We start from the raw sequence: 22,755 nt of genomic DNA, 5'->3' as shown, positions 1-22,755 counted from the left end.
CTCAAAATCTAATAAACAGCAGTTACAGAACTGTTTAGCTTTTTAGTCTAACCAAGTTACTACTTCTGAAACATCTCGTCGGACTGTTTCAAAGCCGGGTGTTTGAGCTTTACCAATCGGAATAATCAGTCCGTTCACTAAATGATCCTCAATATTAAATAACTTGCGAACAGCTTCCGTTTCAAACCCAGACATCGCCACTGTATCATAGCCTCGATCTTTTGCAGAAAGCATCAGCTGCATTGCAACTAAGCCTTGGTCTAACATTAGCCACTCTCTTTTTTGTTCTTCGCTAACATCATAGTACCAAGAAACATTTTCATTAATTCCTTGACGAATTTCTTCCGTCATCGTTCCTTGTGCGACAGCTTTAGCACTGATTTCATCTGCATTGGCCACTGTATAAGCAGTCAAATCACCTAATAAAATAATCACCGCCGCTGCCCCTTTAACTGCTGGTTGTTGCATCGAAACTTCGTAAAGGGCTTCTTTTTGTTCTTTTTCTGTGACAATTAAAAAACGCCATGAATTTAAATTGGTACTATTTGGCGCGAACATCGCTTCCTCAATTATGGCCATTAATTCCTCTTTTGGAATCTCAACATCTGGCATAAAATCCCGAACTGAGCGGCGGCTGCGAACAACATCTTGATACATCATATTTCTTCTTCCTTCCTCTTGCCTTACTTGACATAGTTATTATTACTCACTATGATGGAGAAAAAAAGTACGCACTTTTTATTCACCTAGGAAGAAAAAAGTAACCATTACGTGTCACAAGGAGAAACTATGACAACTGATAAACAAACCAGTATCAACTTAGCCCTTTCCACCATTAACGGCAAATGGAAATTATCATTAATGGATGAATTATTCCAAGGAACCAAGCGCAACGGTGAATTGATGCGTGCGCTCGACGGAATCACTCAGCGCGTCCTGACAGATCGCTTGAGAGAAATGGAAAAAGATGGCCTAGTCCATCGAGAATCCTTTAACGAACTGCCCCCTCGTGTGGAATATACGCTCACTCCGGAAGGATATGCTCTTTATGATGCCCTCTCTTCACTTTGCCATTGGGGCGAAACATTTGCACAAAAAAAGGCGAGACTTAACAAATAAGTCTCGTCTTTTTTTATCTATTTTGGGTATTATGGGTAAACTTAAGATATTTTTGAAGTCCTTCTTGAATTGAATAAACGGGTGAAAAACCTAAGCCTTTCAAAGCAGAACTATCTGAAAGAGAATATTTTATATCGCCATCTCGTTCCTTTTGATAAGAAACTGGCAAAGAAAGTCCCACTAATTGGTTCATTTCTTCAATTAATTGATTAAGGGAAATGGCAACTTCGGTACCCACATTATAAACATGTCCCAACGCTTCACTTTTGGTTGCTACTAAATCTAATGCAGTTAGGACATCCTCAATGTAGATAAAGTCACGTGTTTGCTGACCATCTCCAAATATTTGAAATTGGTTCGCTTGCCCTTGCTCTAATTGGATATAACGATCCATCAAAATGGACAGGACACCAGAATAGGGGGAAGCAGGATTTTGATTGGGACCATAGACGTTAAAGAAGCGAACTGCGCTTGTAGGTACCCCATGTAAATGGTATTCATTGAGAACATAACGTTCAGCAGCAAACTTATCAATAGCATAGGGACTCAAAGGGCAAATCACCGAAGTTTCTCTTTTAGGCAACGTTGGCTCTGCACCGTAAACGGCTGCCGACGAAGCAAAAACAAAACGTTTGAGCTCTTTTTGATATTTTTTTATTGATTCCAATATTTTCAATACACTTAAAAAATTGACCTCGTGGGTCTCTAGAGGCTGTGCCACAGAACTTGCCACGCTTGCCACGGCCGCAAGATGAAAGATATACTCAAACGAATGCTTTGAAAGTACTTCGTCCAATAATTGCTGATCCGTCACACTTCCTTTAATAAAAACCAACTGCTCAGTTTGTTGCAAATTTGACACTCGCCCCATGGACAAATCATCAATCACAAAAACTTGATACTGTTGACTATAAAAATTAGCCAAATTAGAACCAATAAAGCCAGCTCCTCCAGTAATTAATAGTTTCTTCACCTCTTTGCTTCCTCTCTTTTTTTTAATTTAATTCCACTTTTTTCGTGTTATTTTCTCTTTGGAATAAAAAAATGCAATATCGAATGAACACATAACTTACAATAGCCACAGCTAATAAGAGTTCAAAAGTAGACAAAATATTTAACAGACTCGTTAGGCCTACCTTTTCTGCAAATAAAGGTTTAACTTTGACTAATGCTGTCGCAGAAATCACTAATGGGAATGTAAAGGCAGCATAACTTGGATAGAATGTCACTTGCATAATTTTATATAGATTCACTACTACAATCCCATAAATACATTGAGATAAAATTAGCAAGAAAACAACTAATGGCATATACAAATGACCACCCATTGAAATATAGCCAGCTAAACATAACGAACCTGGCGCTGTCATAATCGTCAATAAAGGAATGGTCGATTCAGGCATTTCTTTCGACTTCGTAATTCTCTTGATTAAAATTGGTAACAAGAGTAAATAAAAGAACAACGCTACCCAAAAAACAATTTTTCCCAACTCATTGATAAACAATTGAGAAGTATTAGGAATAACGCCAATGCCGACAAACGTAATAAACCAGCTTGGATAAATATGTTCCAGTTCGATTTTTGTTGGAAAAATATGCACCGCTACAAAATAAATCATTAAAATAAAATGTAAAATCACTGCGCCAATCCACAACACATTAATCCAAGCAGCATTGGTAAATATCCGATCTAAGAAAACACAAATAACCATTAAAGCCATTGTAAATGTTGGTGATACCGAAGCAATAATTGGATCATCTAAGGTGCTTAATGCATGTTTCATTGTAAAAATAATTTTTAAAATAACTAAAATCATTAAGAGACTGCCAAGTACACAATAAATGGTCCCAATTGTTGCATATCCCAAGGAATAAAGTAAATTCCCCAAAGAAACCATCCCTAAAATTAGTCCGCAAATGGGAATCGGGACTTTCCGCAAGAATTTTTTCGCACTTTCTACCATTATGTAGTCACACTCCGTCTTTATTTATTATTATTGATATTAATCAAAAGTATGTTATTATACTAAATGAAATATTTATATTTGTAAAATAAATATTTGCAATACCAACTATTAAGATAGTAAATAGAAAGAGGCGATTTTATGTTCGAATGGATCAAAACATTTATTGCTGTGTATGAAACCAAAAATTTTAGTGCGGCGGCCAAACAATTGTATATTTCTCAGCCAACTGTTTCTTTGCAAATCAAGAAATTAGAGCAACACTTTTCGATCAAGCTGTTCTATCGTAATGGAAAACAATCGGTTATTCCTACCAAAGAAGCTGATTTTCTATATCCAAAAATGCTCTCGATTATTGAAAGCTTAACTACTTCTTTTGCGCAAGCTGCAGAAAAAGAGAATTTTAAAGAAGACTGCATTATAGCCTCTTCAAATACAGTTGCTATTTATTTACTGCCAGATATTATGGAGAGTTTGGTTACCGCTTTTCCACTCATCAACTTTTCGATTCAACTGATGAATTCAAACGAAGTCGTGGATATGGTTCAAAATAATCATGCCCACATTGGACTAATTGAAAAACCCATTGAAACCAAAAATCTACACAAAGAAATTGTTTATGAAGACCAACTAGTTCTAGCAGGAGATGCCGCTTCAAAATTTTGGCTCTTAAGAGAAAAGAACTCTGGCTTACGTTTTTTCAATGAGCTTTATCTCAACGAACACAGCATCAACTTACCAATTATCGAATTAAACAACAACGAAGTCCTATTACAATTGCTAAAAAATAACATTGGGCAATCAATTGTTTCTCGATTATCTATTTCCGATGAGATCCCTTGGCAACCAATTGATCAGTCCTTTGCTTCTCGAAAAATTTTCATTGTCCAGACCGATCACCATGCCAATACTTCCTTCTCTGAAGTTTATAACCGAATCGTTGAAAAAATTCGTGAACGACAAACCTAAAAAACAGGAGAACGACTTAGCTTTCGCTAAATCGTTTTCCTGTTTTTTATTTATCAGTTTCCTCTACCAATTCAAATTCAAAAGGTTCTAACTCAAATAGTTGGTGTAAAATTTGCTGGGTTTCTTGGAACACTTGTTGTGGCTCTTTAGACAAAAGAGTGCTTCGAATGGTCTGTTTTTTTGATTGAAAAAGAATTCTCGTTTCCTCTTCCTTAAATACCACTTGATGAGTTTCCCTTTCAAACATCGTATATTCTTCGAACATTTCCATAACTAATTTTTGACGAAACCCTTCTTTGAGTGCTAATAAAGTTACTAAATCTGCAACGGTTAGCGTTTCTAACGCAATTGTTTCATCTTCTACATGAACAAGATAATTCGTACACTTCACATTCGGACAGGCATTGCAGCCGCCATTAATCAAGTCTGAGGTAGTTGTTATTTTCACCTGTTTCATCTTAATCCTTCTTTCCTACTTTTCGAGAAAAACACAAGGGGTCTCCTCAAAAATATTCAATAAAATATGATTGACTTCTTGAAAGACTTCTTCGTGATTCCGGCATTGTTTTTCCATTACTAAACGCAGATCATTCACAACAAAAGTCAACGTCGTCGCTTGTTGGGAAACATGTATACAACGGTTGCCTTTAACAAAACATTCTGTTTGTTCTTCAATGAATGGTTCTTTTTGATAGCCATATGCTGAAGCGACACATTCCAGGATTTCGTAGATTTCTATTTTTGGAAGTTCATAGCTACAGCTACCGATAACTAGTTGAAAACGGTTCGGCTGTTTTTCATTATTGCTTGCATAATACACTGTTGTCGTTGTCATTTTGCCTCCTTATCTCCTCTATTTTCCTACTCTTATCATAACAAAAAAAGCACGCTTCCCTTATTTAAATTGTTAATAAAGACTATTACAGATTGGTATAACCACACCTAAAAAGTTCGTGATATAATTCACTAAGAAAGAAATATTACAGAAAGAAGAGATGAACGATGAAAGTATTTAACAAAAAAGTCGCAATTATTGGTACTGGTTTTGTTGGCACAAGTATTGCCTATTCCATGATCAACCAAGGGATTGCGAATGAATTAATCTTAGTTGATATTGACAAAGCCAAATCTGAAGGCGAAGCAATTGACTTATTAGATGGTGTGTCTTGGGGCCAAGAAAATGTAAACGTCTGGGCTGGCGACTATCAAGACTGCCAAGATGCCGATATCGTCGTGATTACAGCTGGTGCTAATCAAAAACCTGGGCAAAGTCGTCTAGATTTGGTTTCAATCAATGCAGAAATTATGAAAACAATTGTTAACAATATCATGAAATCTGGTTTTGATGGAATTTTAGTGATTGCCTCAAATCCTGTCGATGTACTGACTTATGTGGCTTGGCAAGCTTCTGGTTTACCTGTTTCAAGAGTAATTGGAACTGGTACAACTTTGGACACAACTCGTTTCCGCAAAGAACTGTCTCAACGTTTAGCGATTGATCCACGCAATGTTCACGGCTATATTATTGGCGAACACGGGGATTCTGAAGTGGCTGTCTGGTCTCATACCATGATTGGTACCAAACCTATTTTAGAAATTGTGGATACGACAGAACGCTTAACTAGTGACGATTTACCAATCATTTCTGATAAAGTGAAAAATACAGCTTATGAAATTATCGATCGCAAACAAGCGACCTATTATGGGATTGGTATGAGTACTGCACGCATTGTTAAAGCCATTTTAAATAATGAACAAGCTATTTTACCTGTCTCAGCTTACTTAGATGGGCAATATGGGCAACAAGATGTATTTACAGGGATTCCTGCAGTCGTTGGCAATCAAGGTGTGACTGACATTATTGAATTGAATCTGAATGCCGCTGAAAAAGAACTCTTCCAAAAATCAGTGACACAATTAAAACAAGTGATGGCATCGTTACAACCGAACGCTTAGTAATTTTTAACTAAAAATAACACTTCAACTAAATTATTCTCTACCAAAATAGATTCTAATTCCCCTTTATCGTTCTTTTTGGTACCATGAAAGAAGAACTTCAACTAAAGCAGAAATTAGGAGGACAAAAAATGGTAATCCAAGGAGATACGTTAGAAAATAGCGCACGTCGTTTATTGCAAGAACGTGGCGTAACAATGAATGATTTAGCTGAACTTGTGTTATTTTTACAAAAAGATTATATTGATAATTTAACATTAGATACTTGTTTAGAAAGTATTGATGCCGTGTTAACAAAGCGTGAAGTACACAACGCGATTATTACAGGTGTCCAACTGGATATTCTGGCAGAAGAAAACAAGCTACTCTCACCGTTACAAGAAATTTTAACGGAAGATGAAGGGCTTTATGGCATTGATGAAATTATGGCGCTCTCCATTGTAAATGTTTATGGATCTATCGGTTTTACGAACTATGGGTATATCGACAAGGTTAAACCAGGCATTTTAAAAGAGTTAAATGCGCATGATGGCGAACATGTCCACACATTCTTGGATGATATCGTAGGTGCAATTGCGGCTGCGGCAGCCAGTCGGTTGGCTCACTCACAACCAGATTTAAGTGATATTACTAAATAAAAAACTTGCCTCTTCATTTTTATGAGAAGAGGCAAGTTTTTTATTTGCTGGACTTCTCACAAGCTTTCTACTTAACAGTAATTATTTGCCATGTTATGTTACAGTCAAGAATAAACAGCTAAAGGAGGTTATCTAGAAATGAAAAAGTTTTTACGCGTATTTTTAATTTTTATTGGGGTATTCTTTCTTGCAAGTTGCGGTTCAAAAATAGAGACAAAAACCTTTGTAGGTTCGCCACAAGATGGGATTGATTCCACCTTAACCTATACGTACCAAGGAGATAAAGTCTTAACGCAAACGGCTAAAAACATTGTTTCTTATGACAAATTGGGGATTACAAAAGAAGAGGCAAAAACAGCGTTGGAACCCGTTTCTAAACAATATGAGGACATCAAAGGGCTTGATTACAAACTGACCTATGAGGACAAACAAGCCATCGAAAAATTGACGATTAATTATGAAAAACTTGATTATGATAAAGCCAAAAAAGTGGATGGTATCCAGATTGATGGAGATTCTTCTAAGGGAATTAGCATGAAGAAAAGCCAAGAATTGGTGGAGTCACAAGGTTATACAGAACAAAAATAATAAAAGAAAGCGTGCGACAATGGGTATTGTCGCACGCTTTCTTTTATTAATTACATTGATGTTGCCATCTTCACTGCTTGAATTGGGTCAAAATGATGGACAGAGTAAACGACTGTACCGGCTTGCCAAACTACTGAGTTTCGATTATAGTCAGTGGTTCCTGCCACGTTCAGTGTGATTTGACCAACGGTATTCGGTGCTGGTAATGTTTCTTGTTCCAAAATGTTGACAACATTTTTCGCTAAATCATCAGGCGATTCACCATTGATATTTGAGGCCCGTACGACTAAACTCCAATTGCCTTCTTGCCAAGATAAGTAACTAGAACCTGCCGCCCCTTGTTTATACCCAGTAATATTGTAACCTAAATCTACTGGCTGACCGCCATTATCAATGATTTGGTTCACTGCATTTTTTGCTTCGGCATCAGAGCCATATGTTTTTTTCTCAAAAGAACTAATTGGCGTTAACTGATTAACACGTGCATCATTCACTGGAATCGCTTCTTTTTCTGCATAATATAAAACACGGAAATTGTTTTGATCCGCTTGTGATGTTGTCGCTGCAGTTAAAAAGTTATTCGTTTGACTCGTTAAAATTGCCTGCGGTAAGCCTTGACTAGGAAACATGTTTGCTAGCTGGTTAAGCACTTGGTTGGCTTGGTCATCTGGATTCGCATTTTTCGCTGGTGATTGCTTCTCTGCTGAGCCATTATTTGCCGCTTCCTTCGTAGAAGAAGCTGTTGCTTTCGAATCAGCTGTTGTTGTTCCTGACGGTTTCGCATCACTAGATTTTGTTGCTGCTTTGCTACTTGATTCTTTTGTAGCAGATGCTTTTGTACTCTCGACTGTGGTACTTTCCGCAGCACTGGAACGACTATCCGTATTTTCTGTACTTTTTCCGCCGCCACATGCTGCTAAAGCAAGGGTTAAAAGAAAAGCACTAGAAATAAGCCCTATCTTTTTCATAAGAATTCCTCCTTGTTTTCCCTACCCTTATTGTACCTTAATCATGTGTATCCGTCACTTGTTTGTGTTTCGTTCTAAGTTGGTTTAAATAACAAAAGTGGACGGTAGGATTCGAACCTACACCTCAACATTGAGCAAGAATAAACTACTGTTAGTCTCTATGAGTTTAACACCACGTTCATCCACCTATTTGATTGATCCTTTGTATCATAACTTAGAATAATTAAATTGCCTTTAAGGAGCTTCAAAGATTATATGAAGAATTGTAAAAAATCTGTGACAAAAAAACGATTGAACCAATCAGTAGATACACTGAGGTTCAATCGTAACCAATTGTTTAATTATCTGAAAAAACTCACAATTCAACGTTAGTCCCTGGTGCTTTTTTGTTTTCCCCTTGTTGTTTTTTTAAGAATATCCCCAAAATGACGGTGATAATGGGACAAAGCAATGGGAAAAAGGCATATGGTAAGTATTCTAGTGCACCAACTTTTAACGTTCCCATAATGAAGGTACCACTAACTCCCCAAGGAATTAACGAGTTGACTGCCGCCCCAGCATCTGCCAAAGTACGAGTTAAATATTTTTTATCAATACCTAAACGAGTAAATGAGGATTTAAATGTTTCCCCTGGTAAAATAATTGACAAATATTGTTCGCCAACTAGTAAGTTAATTCCCACAGAACTTAAAGCAGTTAAAGCGATTAATTTGGCTGGATTATTCACATAGCCTTTAATTTTATCAATTAAAGTAGCCACGATGTTAAACTTAATCAACAAACCGCCCAAACCTAATGCCAAAATAATCAACGCAGCAGAACCTAACATGCTTTCAATCCCACCACGAGATAAAAGTGTATCAATACTTTGATCCCCTGTATCTGCCACATAACCACTCATTAAGATGGTAGAAACTTTCGCTAAACTTAGGTGATGATCATTTATAAAAGCTAAGATGACCGCCACTGTAGAGCCGACTAATAACGTTGGAATAGCTGGTACCTTTTTCCAAGCGAATAAGAATAAAACCGCTACTGGCAACAATGTAATCGGTGAAATCCAGAATCCTTGATGTAACGTTTGGACCATTGCATCAACCGATTGTAAATCCGCCGAACCAGATTGATGCCCCAAGAAGATATAGCCGACAATCGAAATAATAAACGCCGGAATAACAGTGTACATCATGTTTAGTATATGTTCAAAAAGGTTCACGCCACCAATTCCAGCAGCTAAATTTGTTGTATCAGATAACGGTGAAATGTTGTTCCCCAAAAAGGCACCTGAAACAACTGCGCCAGCTGTCATCGCATTGTCAAATCCAAGAATATGTCCAATACCTAGAAAGGCAATCCCCATAGTTGAAACAGTCGTAAAGGAGCTCCCTACCGTCACACCAACTAGTGCACAGACCACAAAAACGGTTGGTAAGAAGAACTTCACTGAGATAATTTTAAAACCATAGACCATAATTGTTGGAATCGTCCCAGACAAGATCCAAGTAGCAACTAAGACACCTATCAACAAGAAAATAATAATCGGAATGATCCCTGGTTTAATCCCTTCCACAATGCCTTCGTGGATCTCATCCCAAGAAAATCCTTTCCATTTGCCATAAAGCAACAACAACATGAATACAAAAAGAATCGGTATGTGAGGGGTTAATTTTTGACCAATAATTAAGTACCCGAGAATCGCTAACAAGGCAATCAAAATGCCTAAACTTTCAGCGAACGAAACAGTGGGTTTCGTTGATTTCATATGAAAACCTCCTTTTATGGAAAGCGAAAACTGAAGCAATAATCGAACTTGCTTCAGTTTCCAAACGACAATTTACTATAGTCATCAGGTGAAGAGGCACTCAGCAAAATAATTGCTAGCCTTTTTATTCACCTAAATCTTCTTTTACTTCCGTTGCCCAACTTGCTTTTTTAAAGCGATTAATGATTAACGGAATCACAAACATGACAATAGTGATTAATGCAACTAAGACTGCATCAGTCACGGTTGTTGTACCTAATGTGGCGAAAATAACAATGATAACACTAAAAATTAACATTGCTGCCACTAAATAAGCTAAGCCATTACCTTTTTTACCAATTCGGTAAGGACGTAGTGTATCTGGTTGAGATTTACGTAATTTAATTAGGGAAATCGCAATCAATACATACACAATACTATAAATAATTGTTGTTGCATTTGTTAAAGTTAAGAATACAGCGTTGACATCATCCATTACCCCATAAAGTAATGCGAATAATGAGATAACCACAGATTGTGTTAACACAACGTTACGAGAAACGCCATATTTATTTTCGCGATGGAAACCAAATTTTGGTGGCAATAAGCCATCACGAGCAACTTGAATAATTGTTTTTGATGGTCCAGTAACCCAAGCAGATAATTGTAATAACACGCCTAAGAAGACCATGAAACTAAAGATATTACCAATAATTGTTGGTAAACCTAAAACGTCACAATAAAGCAAAATTGGTTGTGTAATGTTAGACAATTCCATTTTGCCATTTGGAACAATATTAGCAACAAACATTGCATTAATAACGTTTAATAAAACTAAACCAATTAATGAAATGAAAACGCCTTTTGTATAATTTTTTGTTGCATCTTTCAAACGAGGAATATAAACAGAAGACATTTCAATCCCAACAAAGATAAACGCAATCCCTGCTAGATATTTAAATGTGTCCATATTTTCTAAGTTTGGTAAAACTTTTGACCAAGAGAAGGCACCTAAATAGCCGCCAGGTGTTAAGCCTACTTTAATCATTGAAAGAAGACCTAAAACAAACATAACTAATACTGGGATGTAAACACCTAGCCAAACACCAATATTTCCGCCAACTTTCGCCATGTCAAATTTCAAGTTCAAGATTGTAATAATCCAGTAAATCACTAAGATACATCCTAATACGAACCAATGATTTTCACCTAAATGAACATTACCAAATGTATTACCTAGCAAAGGGCCTAATGTAGAAGCAACCATTACCATTCCTGGGAACATTTGCACCCATAGTAACCAAGCGACAACAAAACCCCATTTGCTACCTAAGGCAGTTTTAACCCAAAGTTGAGGGCCACCTTCTTGAGGAAGCATCGTAGATAATTCACCAGATATCAATGCGATTGGACCAGCAAAGAATAAGACCGCGAAAATTGTGTAAGAAATTAATGTCCAACCAACAGCAGCAAGTGTTGGGATACTACGTACAGTTGCACACAATGCCATTGTTAAACCGATAAAAGTACCTAATTCAATTTTTTTAACTTGTTGTTTATCCAATTTTGTACACTCCTTATAAGATTTTGGATAAGGAGCATGAATGACTGTTATACGCTGAGTAAAACAGCCATTCGACTGCCTCTTACCCAGACAAAGAATTGGTTAAGAGGTTAGCCGTCTGGTTGATTTATCTATTGAATAAATCAACCAGACCAACGTTCCCTCGTTCGGTTACCATTTCTTTTTTCCGTTTAAGATTCAATTATTTTACGTCGTAAATTTGTTCTAATTTTTCTTGTAAAGCAGCTTGAATCTTAGGAGCGTAAACATCAAATTCTTCTTTATCGTTCATGTATGGAGTCATTACAGCAGCACGTAACACAGTTACTTTACCTGCACGGTTCCATTCTTCGTCACTAAATCCTAAGCTGTTTACAAATTTTAATGGGCTGTTGCCATAATCTGGAATAGCAAAGTCAGTATGTGAAGTAATGAATTCGTTGTTGTAAATATTTCCTTTAACGTATGATGCATAGTCATATACATCATGGTTTAATTTGTTCATTGCTACTAAATCATCGTTGCCTTTTTCTTTAAACACATAGTCAACCATGTTGAAGTCTGGATGAGTTAATGTGTAGACTTCGATTTCTTTGTCGCCAACTTTGAATGTTAAATCATTCAAGAAGTTATAGAAATGATGTGATCCTTCAATTGAAGCACCAATTAATTTACCATAACCTGCAACGTTTAAAGGTAAAACGTGATGTGCAGCCCATACAGAAGCAGCTGTTGCACCAGCTTTTGAACCTTCAAGGATATAAGCACCTAGTAACGCAGGAATATCGGCACCTTTTTCAAATACGTAAGTTGCGAAGTAAGAAATAACGTCGCGCATACGGATATCTTGGATAACGATACCACCAGCTGAATAAGGGATATAACCCATTTTATGAGGGTCAATTGTTACTGATTCTGCTAATTCGATTGCTTTATATGCATCATACACTTCTCTTGAAATGTGTTCTTTTTTCTCTTTGAAGACACCGTATTCTTCGTGAACATCTTGTAAATCTTCGTAAGGGATGAAGTTGTTGTCTTCGTCTAAGAAGATGGCACGTCCATAACCACCATAAGCAGCATCAACGTGTACATAATAGTAAATACCGTCTTTCATTAATTCATCGCGTAAAGCAATAATTTTATCGATTGAGTCAACGGCACCTTCTTCAGTAGAACCAACTACACCGACAACACCTAGCACTGGAATTTGTTCTTCTGCTAAGCCACGAACGATTTTTTCTAATTCGTTGATATCCATACGGTAGTTATGGTCAACTGGTACTGGGATAACTTGATCTAAACCGATACCGATAATATCAGCAGCTTTTAACCAAGAATAGTGTTTAGTTTGTGGGACTAGCCATTTACCGATTGCTTGTAAATGTTTACCTGAACGAGCTGAATGAGCTTTGATTTCATCAATTTCATCTTCAGCTGATTCTAATAAGTCCATAATTTCTTTTGTTGGCATGTTCAATAGTTCCCAATCTGATTTGCCAGCAACTAATTCTGGTTTTACTTCTTTCATAGCAAATGGTAATGATTTAATGTTACGGGCATACCATAAGCCTTCTAAGTTAGCTAAAGAACCATCAGCAACGATGTGTCCCCAACCATTTTTGTAGCTCATCAAGTGAGCAAATTCATGTCCTACTTCTTCTTCCATTTGAGAAGTTGCTGGAGAAGATTCATAGGCAACGTTGTTCCCGTTCCATAGCATTGCAAAGTTATAAGCTAATAGAGAAGGCATTAATGTTTCTGAGTTCATATGTCCCCAATATCTACCTGCTGTATGCCATGGAACTGAATGTGTACGCATGCGAGAAGAGATTTCATTCAATACATCTTTCATATGGTTGACAGTTTTTTCGTAGCTTTCAGATGTGCGTTCTTGAGAAGAGATAACTGGCATGTCTTGTGGCATGTAGTTTTGACGCCATCCTAAATGTTCATCTACTAAGTCGATCAACAAGTCTTTATATAATTGTCCGTTTTCGGCTTTGTCCCCAATGAATAGTGCATTAAGGTTCATTTCGCCTTTTGCTAATTTTTCGTTTTTCATACGAAAATTCCTCCTTACAAATTTTAATGAATTAGATTTTGCATTCACAACTTACACCCAAACGGCTAAAGTGTAAAGAAGAAAAATAACAATGGTTATCATAGCTCTTTAATTTTATAATTTTTTCACAAGGTGTCTTGTCAGAACCATTATATAAAAAAATAAGAGTGGGATTGTGTGTACAATCCCACTCTTATTAGGTGTATTAACGGTTTCACCACTACCTGTAAGGAGAAATAGAATTTTAACTTTGATCAAATAATCACACGTCTTCTCTTCGTGAAATTATTATCAATTTCTAATCCATTACTTTTGCTAAAAAGTAATTTTTCTTCCCTTTCCGTACAACAACGAATTTTCCATCGAAATGTTGTGTTGGATCGACTGCAAAATCTAAATCGGTAACTCGGTCACCGTTAATACTTATAGCTCCTCCGCTCACATCTTCGCGAGCTTGACGTTTTGATGGTTCGATTTCTGTGTCAACTAACCAATCTACGATGTTTTTAGCATCTTTGGTAATTTCAACAGTTGGCACATGTTCTAACCCTTGCTCAATTTCCTCAATCGTTAAGTCTTTAATGTTGCCTGAGAAAAGAGCTTCTGAAATTTTTTGCGCTTCTTCTAAAGCTGCATCATCGTGAACAAATCGTGTCACTTCTTCAGCTAAGCGTCTTTGTGCTTCACGTTTACCTGGTTCTTTTTCAACTTTTTCAGCTAACGCATCGATTTCTTCTTTATCTAAGAAAGTAAAGAATTTCAAGTATTTGATGACATCACGATCATCTTGGTTTAACCAGAATTGGTAGAATTCAAATGGTGAGGTTTTCTTAGGATCTAACCAGATAGCGCCACCCGCTGTTTTCCCAAATTTTGTACCATCTGCTTTTAGCATTAAAGGAATGGTTAACCCGAATACTTTGGCTTCTGGTCCTTCTTTTTTACGAATCAAATCTAATCCTGCAGTGATATTGCCCCATTGATCAGCGCCACCAATTTGCAATTGAATATTATGTTTTTTATGCAATGTGTAAAAGTCAATTGATTGAAGAATTTGGTATGTGAATTCTGTAAAGGAAATGCCACTTTCTAAACGACTAGCGACAATGTCTTTTGCCAACATCGTGTTGACATTAAAGTTTTTCCCGTAATCTCTTAAAAAATCTAATAAAGATAGTTCTGATAACCAATCGTAGTTGTTCACCATTGTTACCTCAGCATCTTTACCAAATAATTTTTTCATTTGGTTTGAAAGACTGTCCACATTATGTTGCACAGCTTCCATCGTTTGTAAGACACGTTCGGTTGTTCGTCCACTTGGGTCACCAATTGTTCCAGTTCCGCCACCAATTAAAATGTATGGGTGATGACCTGCTAATTGGAATCGTTTCATCATCATAAAAGGAATTAAATGTCCAATATGCATGCTATCTCCAGTTGGATCGACACCGCAATATAGCGAAATGCTCGTATTTTCTGTAAGTTCTCTTAGTCCTTCTTCGTTTGTTTGTTGATTGATTGCATCACGCCATGCTAGCTCGTCAATGATATTCATGTTATCACCCTCCATATTTATAATTATCTCTTTATAGGAAATCGTTCATTTAACGAAACAAACGATTAACACACTTGTTTTTACACGATATTCCGTGTTTATTTCTATGTATACACGGGTTCACGAAATTTTCTTTGGTCTGCCACGTATTCAAAAAAAGAATACAAAAAATCCCTAAGCCGTCGAAACGACTTAGGGACGAATTTCTCGTGGTACCACCCAAATTTATACATAGTTTAGTTTATTTAAAATACTATATACCTCTTAACAAATAACGCTGTTACCCGTGCCCTGTAGGCAGAAGCTCAAGAATGTAATTCGATAAATAACGTGTACTAGTTTCCAGCGCCACTAGCTTTCTGTAACAGTGGTTATTTCTCTACTGCTTTTCTGTCATTGCTTTGTATTTAACTTGTACATGTAGCATATTCCTTTTCGTTTTTTTTGTCAACACTCTTTGCTTAATTTTTTTTGCTTTTACAAAAGATGTCCCTTTTTCGCAAAAATAAAATAACAAATTAACAATAATATTTATTTGTTTTAACAGCAACTACAGATAAAAAAATAACGAATGAAATAAAAAAATATTCTTTAAAATTTTTTTGACTTTTTTTGTGATTTTCTATACTTTTATAAAATTCCCGAAGAAAAATGACGAACTTCGGATCAGAAGTTCGTCATTTTGTGAAAAACAGTTTTAAAGAATTGGTGAAAATAATCGTGAAATTTGTTGTTTAAAAATCAACCATTTTGACATGTCGCGAACAACTTCTGGAGTCATTGTTGTACATTTTTTTCGATCTTCTAAGAAAATTGCTTCTAATTGATCAATGATTTTTTTATCATATAACACAGCATTTGCTTCAAAGTTTAATTTGTAACTTCGGATATCTTGATTGGCTGAACCAACTGTGCAGACTTCATCATCCATAATCATTGTTTTCGCATGTAAGAAACCACCGTTATAAATTAAAATTTCAATATTTTCTTTCATCAATAAGCGGCCGTAATACTGTGTTGCTCGATAAATAAACGGATGGTCGGGCTTATCTGGAATCATAATTTTAACATCTACTCCTGAAGCCGCAGCAACCTTTAAAGCAGCCAAGACACTGTCATCAGGAACTAAATACGGCGTTTGAATCCAGACTCTTTTCTTGGCAGAAGTAATCAATTTAATAAAGGCCAATTTAATTTGTTCACGGTCACTGTTAGGACCACTGGCAATCATCTGAATGGATGTATTTGCCTCTGGCACCAATGCTTCAAGTTTAAAGAAATAATCCAATTGATACGCCACACGATTTTTCTCAGGGGAAGAGACGTTCCAATCCATTAAAAAACGCATTTGCAGTAATGAGGCTGCTGGCCCTTGAATCCGTAAATGTGTATCCCGCCAATAGCCAAACTTTTTAGTCGTTCCGGCATATTGATCGGCAACATTAAAGCCGCCAATATAGCCTACTTTTCCGTCAATAACAACAATTTTCCGGTGATCATGATAATTCAAACGAAACTTCAAAAGTGCTTTTTGAGAAGTAATAAACGTTTGGACAAAACCACCGTTTTTTTTCAATTCATTCAAATGATGAACCTTGGTGCCCTTTGAGCCAAAGGCATCGTAAAGCAACCGCACTTCAACCCCTTCAGCCGCCTTTTCTTCTAATAAGTTCAAAATTTTGGTGCCGATATGATCCGTTACAAAGGCATAATATTCAATATGAATGGAATGCTGAGCTTTTTTTATGTCTGCCATCAACGCATTGAATTTTTCCGTACCATCCGTAAAAATTTCAACATCATTTTTCTTAGTCAGAGGCATCCTATTTAACGAGGAAAAAAAGTCTGTAAACTGTTGTTGCTCCTCCGTCGGCATCTTTTGACTATAAAGTTCAAAACTTTCTTCTTGGAAATTCTGAAAATTCTCTAATTCCCGCAAATCACTTTGTTGCAAATAAAATTTCTTTTTGTCGGTTAACCCTCGACCAAAGAATAAATATAAGAAAAAACCAAAAACGGGTAGAGCAATCAGTACGAGTAGCCATGCCCAAATTGCTGCTACATCTCGAGGTTTTAACAAAATGGTAATTCCCGCAATAATTGCATTAATAAAATAAATAACTGTTAAGACGCTAAGAATCAATTGTCTTCCTCCTTTATTTGTTACGTTTTAGTATACCATCAATTACGGATTTGGAATATCTTTTCTTTAGCGACTTCTGTCTAAAAAAATAAAAAGAGCCCCCATTCTAGTTAGTGATACTAGAATGAGGGGGTCTTTTTGATGTTTGTTTGAAAGTCTTTTAACTTAATTTCGTGTAAATGGACCTTTAGGAGCAATCAATTCTAAATTTGTACCATCTGGATCGGTAAAGTAAGTAACCCCTGTACCAAAACCGCTCTTCAAGCCATCTTCTTCTTGGAATGTAATCGGCTCTCCATCAGGTTCTACGCCAATCGCTCTTAAACGTGCAACAGCTGCATCAATATCTTCCACTTCGAAACACATATGCATTGCACTAATTTGTTCGTTGGAATAAGAAGCTTTTTCTGATTTTGGTTTAACATATTCTAATAAATCAATATTGATGTTTTCTAGATGCACATTGGCATACTTGATTAATGTATCATCTAACCCTTGTGTTTGGGCCATCCGTTTTCCACCAATTTCATCACGATTTGCGATTTTTGTTCCTGTTAATGCTTCATAAAACTTCACTGATTCATCCAAATTACTGACTGTAATCCCCACGTGGTTGACTACTGAAAAACCTTTAACTGCTTCACTCATTGTATCTCCTCCTAGTTAATTTTTAGAAATCAAACGTGTCTGGATCTGGTCCCACACGTAACGATTCATTCAATTGGTTAATTTGTGCCATTTCTTCTGCACTTAGTTCAAAATCAAAGACCGCTGCATTGCTAATCATCCGTTCTTTGTGGACAGATTTCACGGCTAATAAGATATCTTGTTGAATATCCCAACGTAAAATCACTTGGGCTGCTGATTTATTATGGTTCTCAGCAATCGCCAAAATGGTTTCATTAGATAATAATTGGCCTTGCATCAATGGTGACCAAGCTTGGACTTTGATATCATGTTTTTCACAGAAATCACGCACTTCTTTTTGATCCAATTTTGGATGTAGTTCCACTTGGTTAATTACCGGAACAACTTTTGCATAAGAAAGTAAATCTTCTAAATGATGAACTTGGAAGTTGCTGACACCAATTGCTTTCACTTTTCCTTCAGCATATAAAGTTTCTAAAGCTTGCCATGATTCTTTGTAAGAATTATTTCCTGGCCAATGAATTAAATACAAATCTAAATAATCTAAACCTAAACGTTCCAAACTATCATTGAAAGCTTGAATTGTTTCATCATAAGAAATATGCGCGTTCCAAACTTTCGAGGTAACAAATAAGTCCTCACGGTTCAAACCAGTTGCCGCTAAGCCTGCTTTAATTCCCGCTCCTGTGCCAGATTCATTGCCATAGATTTGCGCTGTATCGATTAAACGATAACCATTGATAATCCCTTCTTCGACCACTTTTGCTGTCTCTTCATCTGGTATTTGGAATACCCCGAGACCCATTCCTGGAATTTTAGTGCCGTTGTTTAATGTTACTGTATCTGCTAGTGATGTAATCATTTGATTCGCTCCTTTAACGTTTTCTGATATCATCATATACCGTGCCGTACATGCTGTATAGTACGTACTTTTTCGTTTCATAGGAACCAAAAAGTGCGCTTTTTGTTAAATTCGCTTTTTTAGCCTGAAAAATTTTTCAACTTTTTTTATATAACGTACTTTCTCGCTCTTCTAAGCGTAGCATTCTTTAAGCGATTTAACTAGTGTATCTCTCACGACACACGACATTTTATGTAAAAAAAAGAGAACGCGTACTCCGTCTTCGAAACGTCCTAAGACGCCGACAGAATACCGTTCTCGTGGGTTTGGCACCCAATGGGGGCATAGGGATTCGAACCCTAGACCCTCTGATTAAGAGTCAGATGCTCTAACCAACTGAGCTATGCCCCCGTTGTATAAAATGGCTTTTCAGCTACCTCAATATTGTAGCACTCCGCTATTATTTATACAAGAGGGAATTTTTTTCAGTTGTTATTCTTGTGAAGATTGTTCTTTTTTTACAGGACAAGCTGTTTGACAATCTTCACAACTTTCCCCTTTTTTGATTCGTCGATAGGTGATGATTCCTGCTGTTCCAAAAATTAAAATGGATAAAATAATTGTTGCCATCCGTTATTACCCTCTTTCTAAAGAAGTGATTGCTTGGACACTTTCTTTGCCTGGCTTTGGTTTTCTTATAAGGAAATAAAATCCAGCTAAAACAACACCCATCGCTAAAAAAGTCCCCAGAGTTAGTGTGCCTTTTTCGACTAACACATGGCCCAATTGATAAATCACAAAACTAACCATATAAGCCAAACCGCATTGATAACCAATGGCTCCTAATGTCCATTTGAGGTCTCCCATTTCACGACGAATTGCGCCAATTGCAGCAAAACAAGGTGCACATAATAAGTTAAAAGTTAAGAACGAATAGGCCGCGACTGGCGTAAAGGTGTGTTGCAGTGCGCCCCAGACTTCTACCCCGTTTTCAGAAACATCTTTCACATTGCCAAATAAAATGCCCAAGGTGCCAATAATATTTTCTTTCGCTATCAATCCTGTAATTGTGGCAACTGCCCCTTGCCAATTCCCCCAGCCTAATGGGATAAATAGCACCGCCAACCCTTTACCTAGAAATGCTAGAATACTTTGACTTTCTGGAACGGGTTGAAACGTCACAGAATAATGGGACATGAACCAAATGAGAATACTGGAAACAAAAATAATCGTGCCTGCTTTTTTTACAAATGAGCGACATCGTTCATAGGCATGTCGAACCACACTTCTAAGCTGTGGCAAATGATAGGCGGGAAGTTCCATAATAAATGGTGCTGGATCTCCCGAAAAATGCTTGGTCTTTTTTAAAGCAATTCCTGATAACACAATGGAAGCAACCCCTAAGAAATAAGCAGAGGGCGAGACCCAACTTTGGTTAGGAAAAAATGCACCTGCAATCAGAGCGATAATTGGCAACTTCGCCGAACATGGCATAAAAGTCGTGACCATAATAGTCATTCGCCGATCGCGTTCGTTTTCAATCGTTCGACTAGCCATCACGCCTGGGACCCCACAACCTGTCGCAATTAACATCGGAATAAATGACTTACCAGATAGGCCGAATTTCCGAAACAAGCGATCCATGACAAAGGCAATCCGTGCCATATAGCCACAATCTTCTAAAAAACCTAAACATAAAAACAGGACGGCCAGTTGTGGTAAAAATCCTAACACAGCCCCAACACCTGCAATGATCCCATCTAAAATTAAACTTTGCATCCATGGCGCTACTTGCCATTGCGCCAACCAATTTCCCACAAATTGAGGAACCCATTCCCCGAAAAAGACATCGTTTAACCAGTCTGTCCCCATTGTACCAACCGTTTGAATAGACAAGTAATAGACCAACCACATCACAAACGCAAATATTGGCAACGCCAACCACCGATTGGTTACCACTCGGTCAATCTTATCACTGTGAGTAAATGTCATTTCTGTTTTTTTCGTCGCACACAAAGCAATTAATCGAGCAATAAAGGCATAGCGTTCATTAATGATAATGGCTTCACTTTCATCTTGAAAGATTTTTTCGGTAATTTGTATGACTTCTTCAATTTCTTTTTCTTGAAAAGAACTCAATAATAATTGCTCTTTGGTTCGAACATCTCGTTCAAAAAGTTTTAAACTATACCAACGCTGTTGCGTTTCAGGAACAGTATTCCCTAAAATATCAACAATTTCAGCAAGTGCTGCTTCTAAGCGATTATCATAAGAAGGATAAATAACCTCTGTCTCTATGGCATTCGCTCGCTGCTTACTTTGTTTTAAAGCATGATCCAACCCACGATTCTTCAAAGCACTAATCTCAACGACAGGCACGCCTAAGCCATAACTTAACTTTTCACTATTCAATGTTTGGCCGTTTTTTTCCAACAAATCCATCATGTTTAACGCACAAACAACCGGTAATCCGGTTTCAATTAATTGTGTTGTTAAATAAAGATTCCGTTCCAAATTGGTCACATCGAGAATATTCAAAATCACTGAAGGTTGGTCCTCCAAAAGATAATCTCGTGCCACAATTTCTTCAGGCGTATAAGGAGAAAGAGAGTAAATCCCTGGCAAATCTTGAATAATGAGTGTCTTATCTTTCTTTGCCACCCCCTCTTTGCGTTCCACAGTCACCCCTGGCCAGTTTCCAACATATTGGTTGGCTCCTGTTAACATATTGAACGTTGTCGTTTTACCGCTATTAGGGTTACCAGCTAGTGCAATTTGCTGAGTCATTCGCTTTCCTCCTTCTCAACCAAGATCAGTTCCGCTTCACTTTTTCGTAACGTTAGTTCGTAGCCACGTACATTGATTTCAATTGGATCAGCTAAAGGAGCTACTTTGCGAATAAAAATTACTGTTCCTTTTGTTAAGCCCATGTCCATCAACCGACGTTTCACCGCTCCTTGTCCGTGGATCCCTACTATTGTAGCGCGTTCTCCAACTTTCAAGGTATCCAAGGAGACCCAAACTTTCTCATTCGCCGAGCGCTCCTCCACATGAATCGCTTGTAAAATCGTATCTGTCAGCGCAATTCGACTATTATGTAATAAAACAATACCATTTTGATTTTGATAATTGACAAGGACAACTGCTTGGCCTGCAACGACGCCTAAATTGTTCAGATGTTTCTTTGTCTGAACATCTGCTTTGACGCTTTCGACTGTATAGACTTTCCCAACTTCTGCCTGCGCTAACGTAATCATTTACTTTCCTCCATGTGAAAAAGTTTCAAACGAAAATGAGAATCGTTCTCAATTAAAAGAATACGCTTGCTTACACGGAAAGTCAATGAATTTCTGGATGTATCTCATGTTTTCTTCTATTTTCCTTCTATATAGAGACACTTTTTTCAGGTTACCATTTTTGAAAAAAAGTCAGTTCTTGTTTTTTATGTTACTAGCTACTGTAAAATTCCACTCATTCAATAACAAATCCGCTTATTTTTTCTTCTTGTGCCTAACTCAAATGTCAACACAATATTTAGTGTTTTTTCACTAAATGTTCTCTTTCAAAATTTTAATTTTTTTGTTTGTCAAACACTGACCAATGTGTTTTTTCTCCCAAAAACGAGGATTCACGTGTTTTCATTTTTCTTTCAAAAACACAAAAACTAGTATTATGAGAAAAACGCACCACAATATATAGTGTTAAAGTGTTGACTTTTTTCTACATAGATTTATACTAGTCTATGTAGAAAAAAAGAGGAGGAACTTTCAATGAACGTAAAAATCTTTTCAAAAAATAACTGTATCCAATGTAAAATGGCGAAACGTTTCCTAAGTGAAAATAACATCGCTTTTGAAGAAATCAATATCGACGCACAACCAGATGCTATCGACTGGTTAAAAGAACAAGGGTTCCAAAGCGTACCGGTAATCACATCTGAAGCAACAACCGTTGTTGGCTTCCGTCCAGACCAATTAAAACAATTGGCTAGCTAAG

22 protein-coding genes, 1 tRNA gene and 1 other annotated feature are annotated in these 22,755 nt (G+C 37.0%); of the genes, 6 read left to right on the top strand and 17 right to left on the bottom strand.

Annotation, left to right across the window (positions count from 1 at the left end; all coding sequences use genetic code 11):
• Positions 1-42: 42 nt before the first annotated feature.
• Positions 43-660: a nitroreductase family protein gene (locus tag IGJ03_RS01895; protein WP_002355466.1), complete on the bottom strand. Its 618-nt coding sequence runs from the start codon at positions 658-660 to the stop codon at positions 43-45.
• 111 nt (positions 661-771) lie between these two features.
• On the opposite strand from IGJ03_RS01895, the gene IGJ03_RS01890 reads away from it, so the two are divergent.
• Complete coding sequence (locus IGJ03_RS01890) at positions 772-1,119, top strand: winged helix-turn-helix transcriptional regulator (protein WP_002355464.1); 348 nt, start codon at positions 772-774, stop codon at positions 1,117-1,119.
• A gap of 13 nt (positions 1,120-1,132) precedes the next feature.
• On the opposite strand, the gene IGJ03_RS01885 is transcribed toward IGJ03_RS01890, so the two are convergent.
• A complete protein-coding gene (locus IGJ03_RS01885; protein WP_375804741.1) occupies positions 1,133-2,092 on the bottom strand; it encodes a GDP-mannose 4,6-dehydratase in 960 nt (319 codons plus the stop codon).
• 22 nt (positions 2,093-2,114) lie between these two features.
• On the bottom strand, positions 2,115-3,083 hold the full coding sequence (locus IGJ03_RS01880) for a TDT family transporter (RefSeq protein WP_002355462.1): 969 nt from the start codon (positions 3,081-3,083) through the stop codon (positions 2,115-2,117).
• A gap of 141 nt (positions 3,084-3,224) precedes the next feature.
• On the opposite strand from IGJ03_RS01880, the gene IGJ03_RS01875 reads away from it, so the two are divergent.
• A complete protein-coding gene (locus IGJ03_RS01875; protein ID WP_002358639.1) occupies positions 3,225-4,052 on the top strand; it encodes a LysR family transcriptional regulator in 828 nt (275 codons plus the stop codon).
• Positions 4,053-4,098: 46 nt separating this feature from the next.
• Here IGJ03_RS01875 and IGJ03_RS01870 read toward each other — a convergent pair whose 3' ends face one another.
• Together IGJ03_RS01870 and IGJ03_RS01865 are read right to left on the bottom strand one after the other, a co-directional pair.
• Positions 4,099-4,509 carry a DUF4809 family protein gene (locus IGJ03_RS01870; protein WP_010777399.1) on the bottom strand — a complete coding sequence of 137 codons (411 nt, stop codon included), beginning with the start codon at positions 4,507-4,509 and terminating at the stop codon, positions 4,099-4,101.
• A gap of 15 nt (positions 4,510-4,524) precedes the next feature.
• Positions 4,525-4,887 carry a DUF4809 family protein gene (locus IGJ03_RS01865; protein ID WP_002363122.1) on the bottom strand — a complete coding sequence of 121 codons (363 nt, stop codon included), beginning with the start codon at positions 4,885-4,887 and terminating at the stop codon, positions 4,525-4,527.
• A gap of 167 nt (positions 4,888-5,054) precedes the next feature.
• Between IGJ03_RS01865 and IGJ03_RS01860 the strand changes: the two genes are divergently transcribed.
• The 3 genes from IGJ03_RS01860 (at position 5,055) to IGJ03_RS01850 (ending at position 7,234) form a co-directional block, all read left to right on the top strand.
• Entirely contained in the window at positions 5,055-6,008 is a 954-nt protein-coding gene (locus IGJ03_RS01860) for an L-lactate dehydrogenase (RefSeq protein WP_002358635.1), read from the top strand.
• Positions 6,009-6,139: 131 nt separating this feature from the next.
• Positions 6,140-6,646 carry a phosphatidylglycerophosphatase A family protein gene (locus IGJ03_RS01855; RefSeq protein WP_010710809.1) on the top strand — a complete coding sequence of 169 codons (507 nt, stop codon included), beginning with the start codon at positions 6,140-6,142 and terminating at the stop codon, positions 6,644-6,646.
• 138 nt (positions 6,647-6,784) lie between these two features.
• Positions 6,785-7,234 (top strand): YehR family lipoprotein, encoded by a 450-nt coding sequence (locus IGJ03_RS01850; RefSeq protein WP_002355456.1) that lies wholly within the window; start codon positions 6,785-6,787, stop codon positions 7,232-7,234.
• A gap of 50 nt (positions 7,235-7,284) precedes the next feature.
• Here the strand turns inward: IGJ03_RS01850 and IGJ03_RS01845 are convergent, their stop codons facing one another.
• From IGJ03_RS01845 to IGJ03_RS01790, 12 genes are all read right to left on the bottom strand, one after another.
• Positions 7,285-8,202 carry a hypothetical protein gene (locus IGJ03_RS01845; RefSeq protein WP_010777397.1) on the bottom strand — a complete coding sequence of 306 codons (918 nt, stop codon included), beginning with the start codon at positions 8,200-8,202 and terminating at the stop codon, positions 7,285-7,287.
• Between the two features lie 355 nt (positions 8,203-8,557).
• On the bottom strand, positions 8,558-9,964 hold the full coding sequence (gene nhaC / locus IGJ03_RS01840; protein ID WP_002363118.1) for a Na+/H+ antiporter NhaC: 1,407 nt from the start codon (positions 9,962-9,964) through the stop codon (positions 8,558-8,560).
• 124 nt (positions 9,965-10,088) lie between these two features.
• Positions 10,089-11,507 (bottom strand): tyrosine-tyramine antiporter, encoded by a 1,419-nt coding sequence (tyrP, locus tag IGJ03_RS01835; RefSeq protein WP_002355453.1) that lies wholly within the window; start codon positions 11,505-11,507, stop codon positions 10,089-10,091.
• A 202-nt stretch (positions 11,508-11,709) separates the two neighbouring features.
• Positions 11,710-13,572: a tyrosine decarboxylase gene (gene tdc, locus IGJ03_RS01830; protein ID WP_161970587.1), complete on the bottom strand. Its 1,863-nt coding sequence runs from the start codon at positions 13,570-13,572 to the stop codon at positions 11,710-11,712.
• Positions 13,573-13,870: 298 nt separating this feature from the next.
• Positions 13,871-15,127: a tyrosine--tRNA ligase gene (gene tyrS, locus IGJ03_RS01825; RefSeq protein WP_002355444.1), complete on the bottom strand. Its 1,257-nt coding sequence runs from the start codon at positions 15,125-15,127 to the stop codon at positions 13,871-13,873.
• A gap of 191 nt (positions 15,128-15,318) precedes the next feature.
• Positions 15,319-15,533 (bottom strand) — a binding site (T-box leader).
• A gap of 291 nt (positions 15,534-15,824) precedes the next feature.
• Positions 15,825-17,270: a cardiolipin synthase gene (cls, locus tag IGJ03_RS01820; RefSeq protein WP_002361214.1), complete on the bottom strand. Its 1,446-nt coding sequence runs from the start codon at positions 17,268-17,270 to the stop codon at positions 15,825-15,827.
• Between the two features lie 165 nt (positions 17,271-17,435).
• Positions 17,436-17,918 carry a VOC family protein gene (locus IGJ03_RS01815; RefSeq protein ID WP_429861457.1) on the bottom strand — a complete coding sequence of 161 codons (483 nt, stop codon included), beginning with the start codon at positions 17,916-17,918 and terminating at the stop codon, positions 17,436-17,438.
• Between the two features lie 22 nt (positions 17,919-17,940).
• Entirely contained in the window at positions 17,941-18,816 is an 876-nt protein-coding gene (locus IGJ03_RS01810) for an aldo/keto reductase (RefSeq protein WP_002384874.1), read from the bottom strand.
• Between the two features lie 280 nt (positions 18,817-19,096).
• A tRNA-Lys gene (locus tag IGJ03_RS01805) sits at positions 19,097-19,170 on the bottom strand.
• Positions 19,171-19,251: 81 nt separating this feature from the next.
• Positions 19,252-19,389 (bottom strand): hypothetical protein, encoded by a 138-nt coding sequence (locus IGJ03_RS01800; protein ID WP_002355364.1) that lies wholly within the window; start codon positions 19,387-19,389, stop codon positions 19,252-19,254.
• Positions 19,390-19,395: 6 nt separating this feature from the next.
• Complete coding sequence (gene feoB / locus IGJ03_RS01795; protein WP_002355363.1) at positions 19,396-21,546, bottom strand: ferrous iron transport protein B; 2,151 nt, start codon at positions 21,544-21,546, stop codon at positions 19,396-19,398.
• Positions 21,543-22,016 (bottom strand): ferrous iron transport protein A, encoded by a 474-nt coding sequence (locus tag IGJ03_RS01790; RefSeq protein WP_002367906.1) that lies wholly within the window; start codon positions 22,014-22,016, stop codon positions 21,543-21,545. Before IGJ03_RS01790 ends, feoB begins: the two co-directional genes overlap by 4 nt.
• Before the next feature lie 513 nt (positions 22,017-22,529).
• On the opposite strand from IGJ03_RS01790, the gene IGJ03_RS01785 reads away from it, so the two are divergent.
• Positions 22,530-22,754, top strand: a complete 225-nt coding sequence (locus IGJ03_RS01785) for a redoxin NrdH (protein WP_002355360.1) — start codon at positions 22,530-22,532, stop codon at positions 22,752-22,754.
• Position 22,755 lies beyond the last annotated feature (1 nt).

Origin of the sequence: Enterococcus sp. DIV1315a (genome assembly GCF_051712325.1) — a bacterium.
In the GTDB taxonomy this organism is placed as follows: Bacteria; Bacillota; Bacilli; order Lactobacillales; family Enterococcaceae; genus Enterococcus; species Enterococcus faecalis.
Note: the sequence above shows the minus strand (reverse complement) of the source record. Positions and strands in the feature narration are given on the sequence as shown.

Bases quoted from the DNA above. Each gene is read 5' to 3' on its own strand.
- IGJ03_RS01815 (WP_429861457.1), bottom strand. From the start codon at position 17,918: ATGAGTGAAGCAGTTAAAGGTTTTTCAGTAGTCAACCACGTGGGGATT.
- IGJ03_RS01895 (WP_002355466.1), bottom strand. From the start codon at position 660: ATGATGTATCAAGATGTTGTTCGCAGCCGCCGCTCAGTTCGGGATTTT.
- IGJ03_RS01865 (WP_002363122.1), bottom strand. From the start codon at position 4,887: ATGACAACGACAACAGTGTATTATGCAAGCAATAATGAAAAACAGCCG.
- tyrS (WP_002355444.1), bottom strand. From the start codon at position 15,127: ATGAATATCATTGACGAGCTAGCATGGCGTGATGCAATCAATCAACAA.
- IGJ03_RS01870 (WP_010777399.1), bottom strand. From the start codon at position 4,509: ATGAAACAGGTGAAAATAACAACTACCTCAGACTTGATTAATGGCGGC.
- nhaC (WP_002363118.1), bottom strand. From the start codon at position 9,964: ATGAAATCAACGAAACCCACTGTTTCGTTCGCTGAAAGTTTAGGCATT.
- IGJ03_RS01800 (WP_002355364.1), bottom strand. From the start codon at position 19,389: ATGGCAACAATTATTTTATCCATTTTAATTTTTGGAACAGCAGGAATC.
- IGJ03_RS01790 (WP_002367906.1), bottom strand. From the start codon at position 22,016: ATGATTACGTTAGCGCAGGCAGAAGTTGGGAAAGTCTATACAGTCGAA.
- IGJ03_RS01850 (WP_002355456.1), top strand. From the start codon at position 6,785: ATGAAAAAGTTTTTACGCGTATTTTTAATTTTTATTGGGGTATTCTTT.
- IGJ03_RS01810 (WP_002384874.1), bottom strand. From the start codon at position 18,816: ATGATGATATCAGAAAACGTTAAAGGAGCGAATCAAATGATTACATCA.
- IGJ03_RS01860 (WP_002358635.1), top strand. From the start codon at position 5,055: ATGAAAGTATTTAACAAAAAAGTCGCAATTATTGGTACTGGTTTTGTT.
- IGJ03_RS01855 (WP_010710809.1), top strand. From the start codon at position 6,140: ATGGTAATCCAAGGAGATACGTTAGAAAATAGCGCACGTCGTTTATTG.
- IGJ03_RS01875 (WP_002358639.1), top strand. From the start codon at position 3,225: ATGTTCGAATGGATCAAAACATTTATTGCTGTGTATGAAACCAAAAAT.
- IGJ03_RS01845 (WP_010777397.1), bottom strand. From the start codon at position 8,202: ATGAAAAAGATAGGGCTTATTTCTAGTGCTTTTCTTTTAACCCTTGCT.
- IGJ03_RS01785 (WP_002355360.1), top strand. From the start codon at position 22,530: ATGAACGTAAAAATCTTTTCAAAAAATAACTGTATCCAATGTAAAATG.
- feoB (WP_002355363.1), bottom strand. From the start codon at position 21,546: ATGACTCAGCAAATTGCACTAGCTGGTAACCCTAATAGCGGTAAAACG.
- tdc (WP_161970587.1), bottom strand. From the start codon at position 13,572: ATGAAAAACGAAAAATTAGCAAAAGGCGAAATGAACCTTAATGCACTA.
- IGJ03_RS01880 (WP_002355462.1), bottom strand. From the start codon at position 3,083: ATGGTAGAAAGTGCGAAAAAATTCTTGCGGAAAGTCCCGATTCCCATT.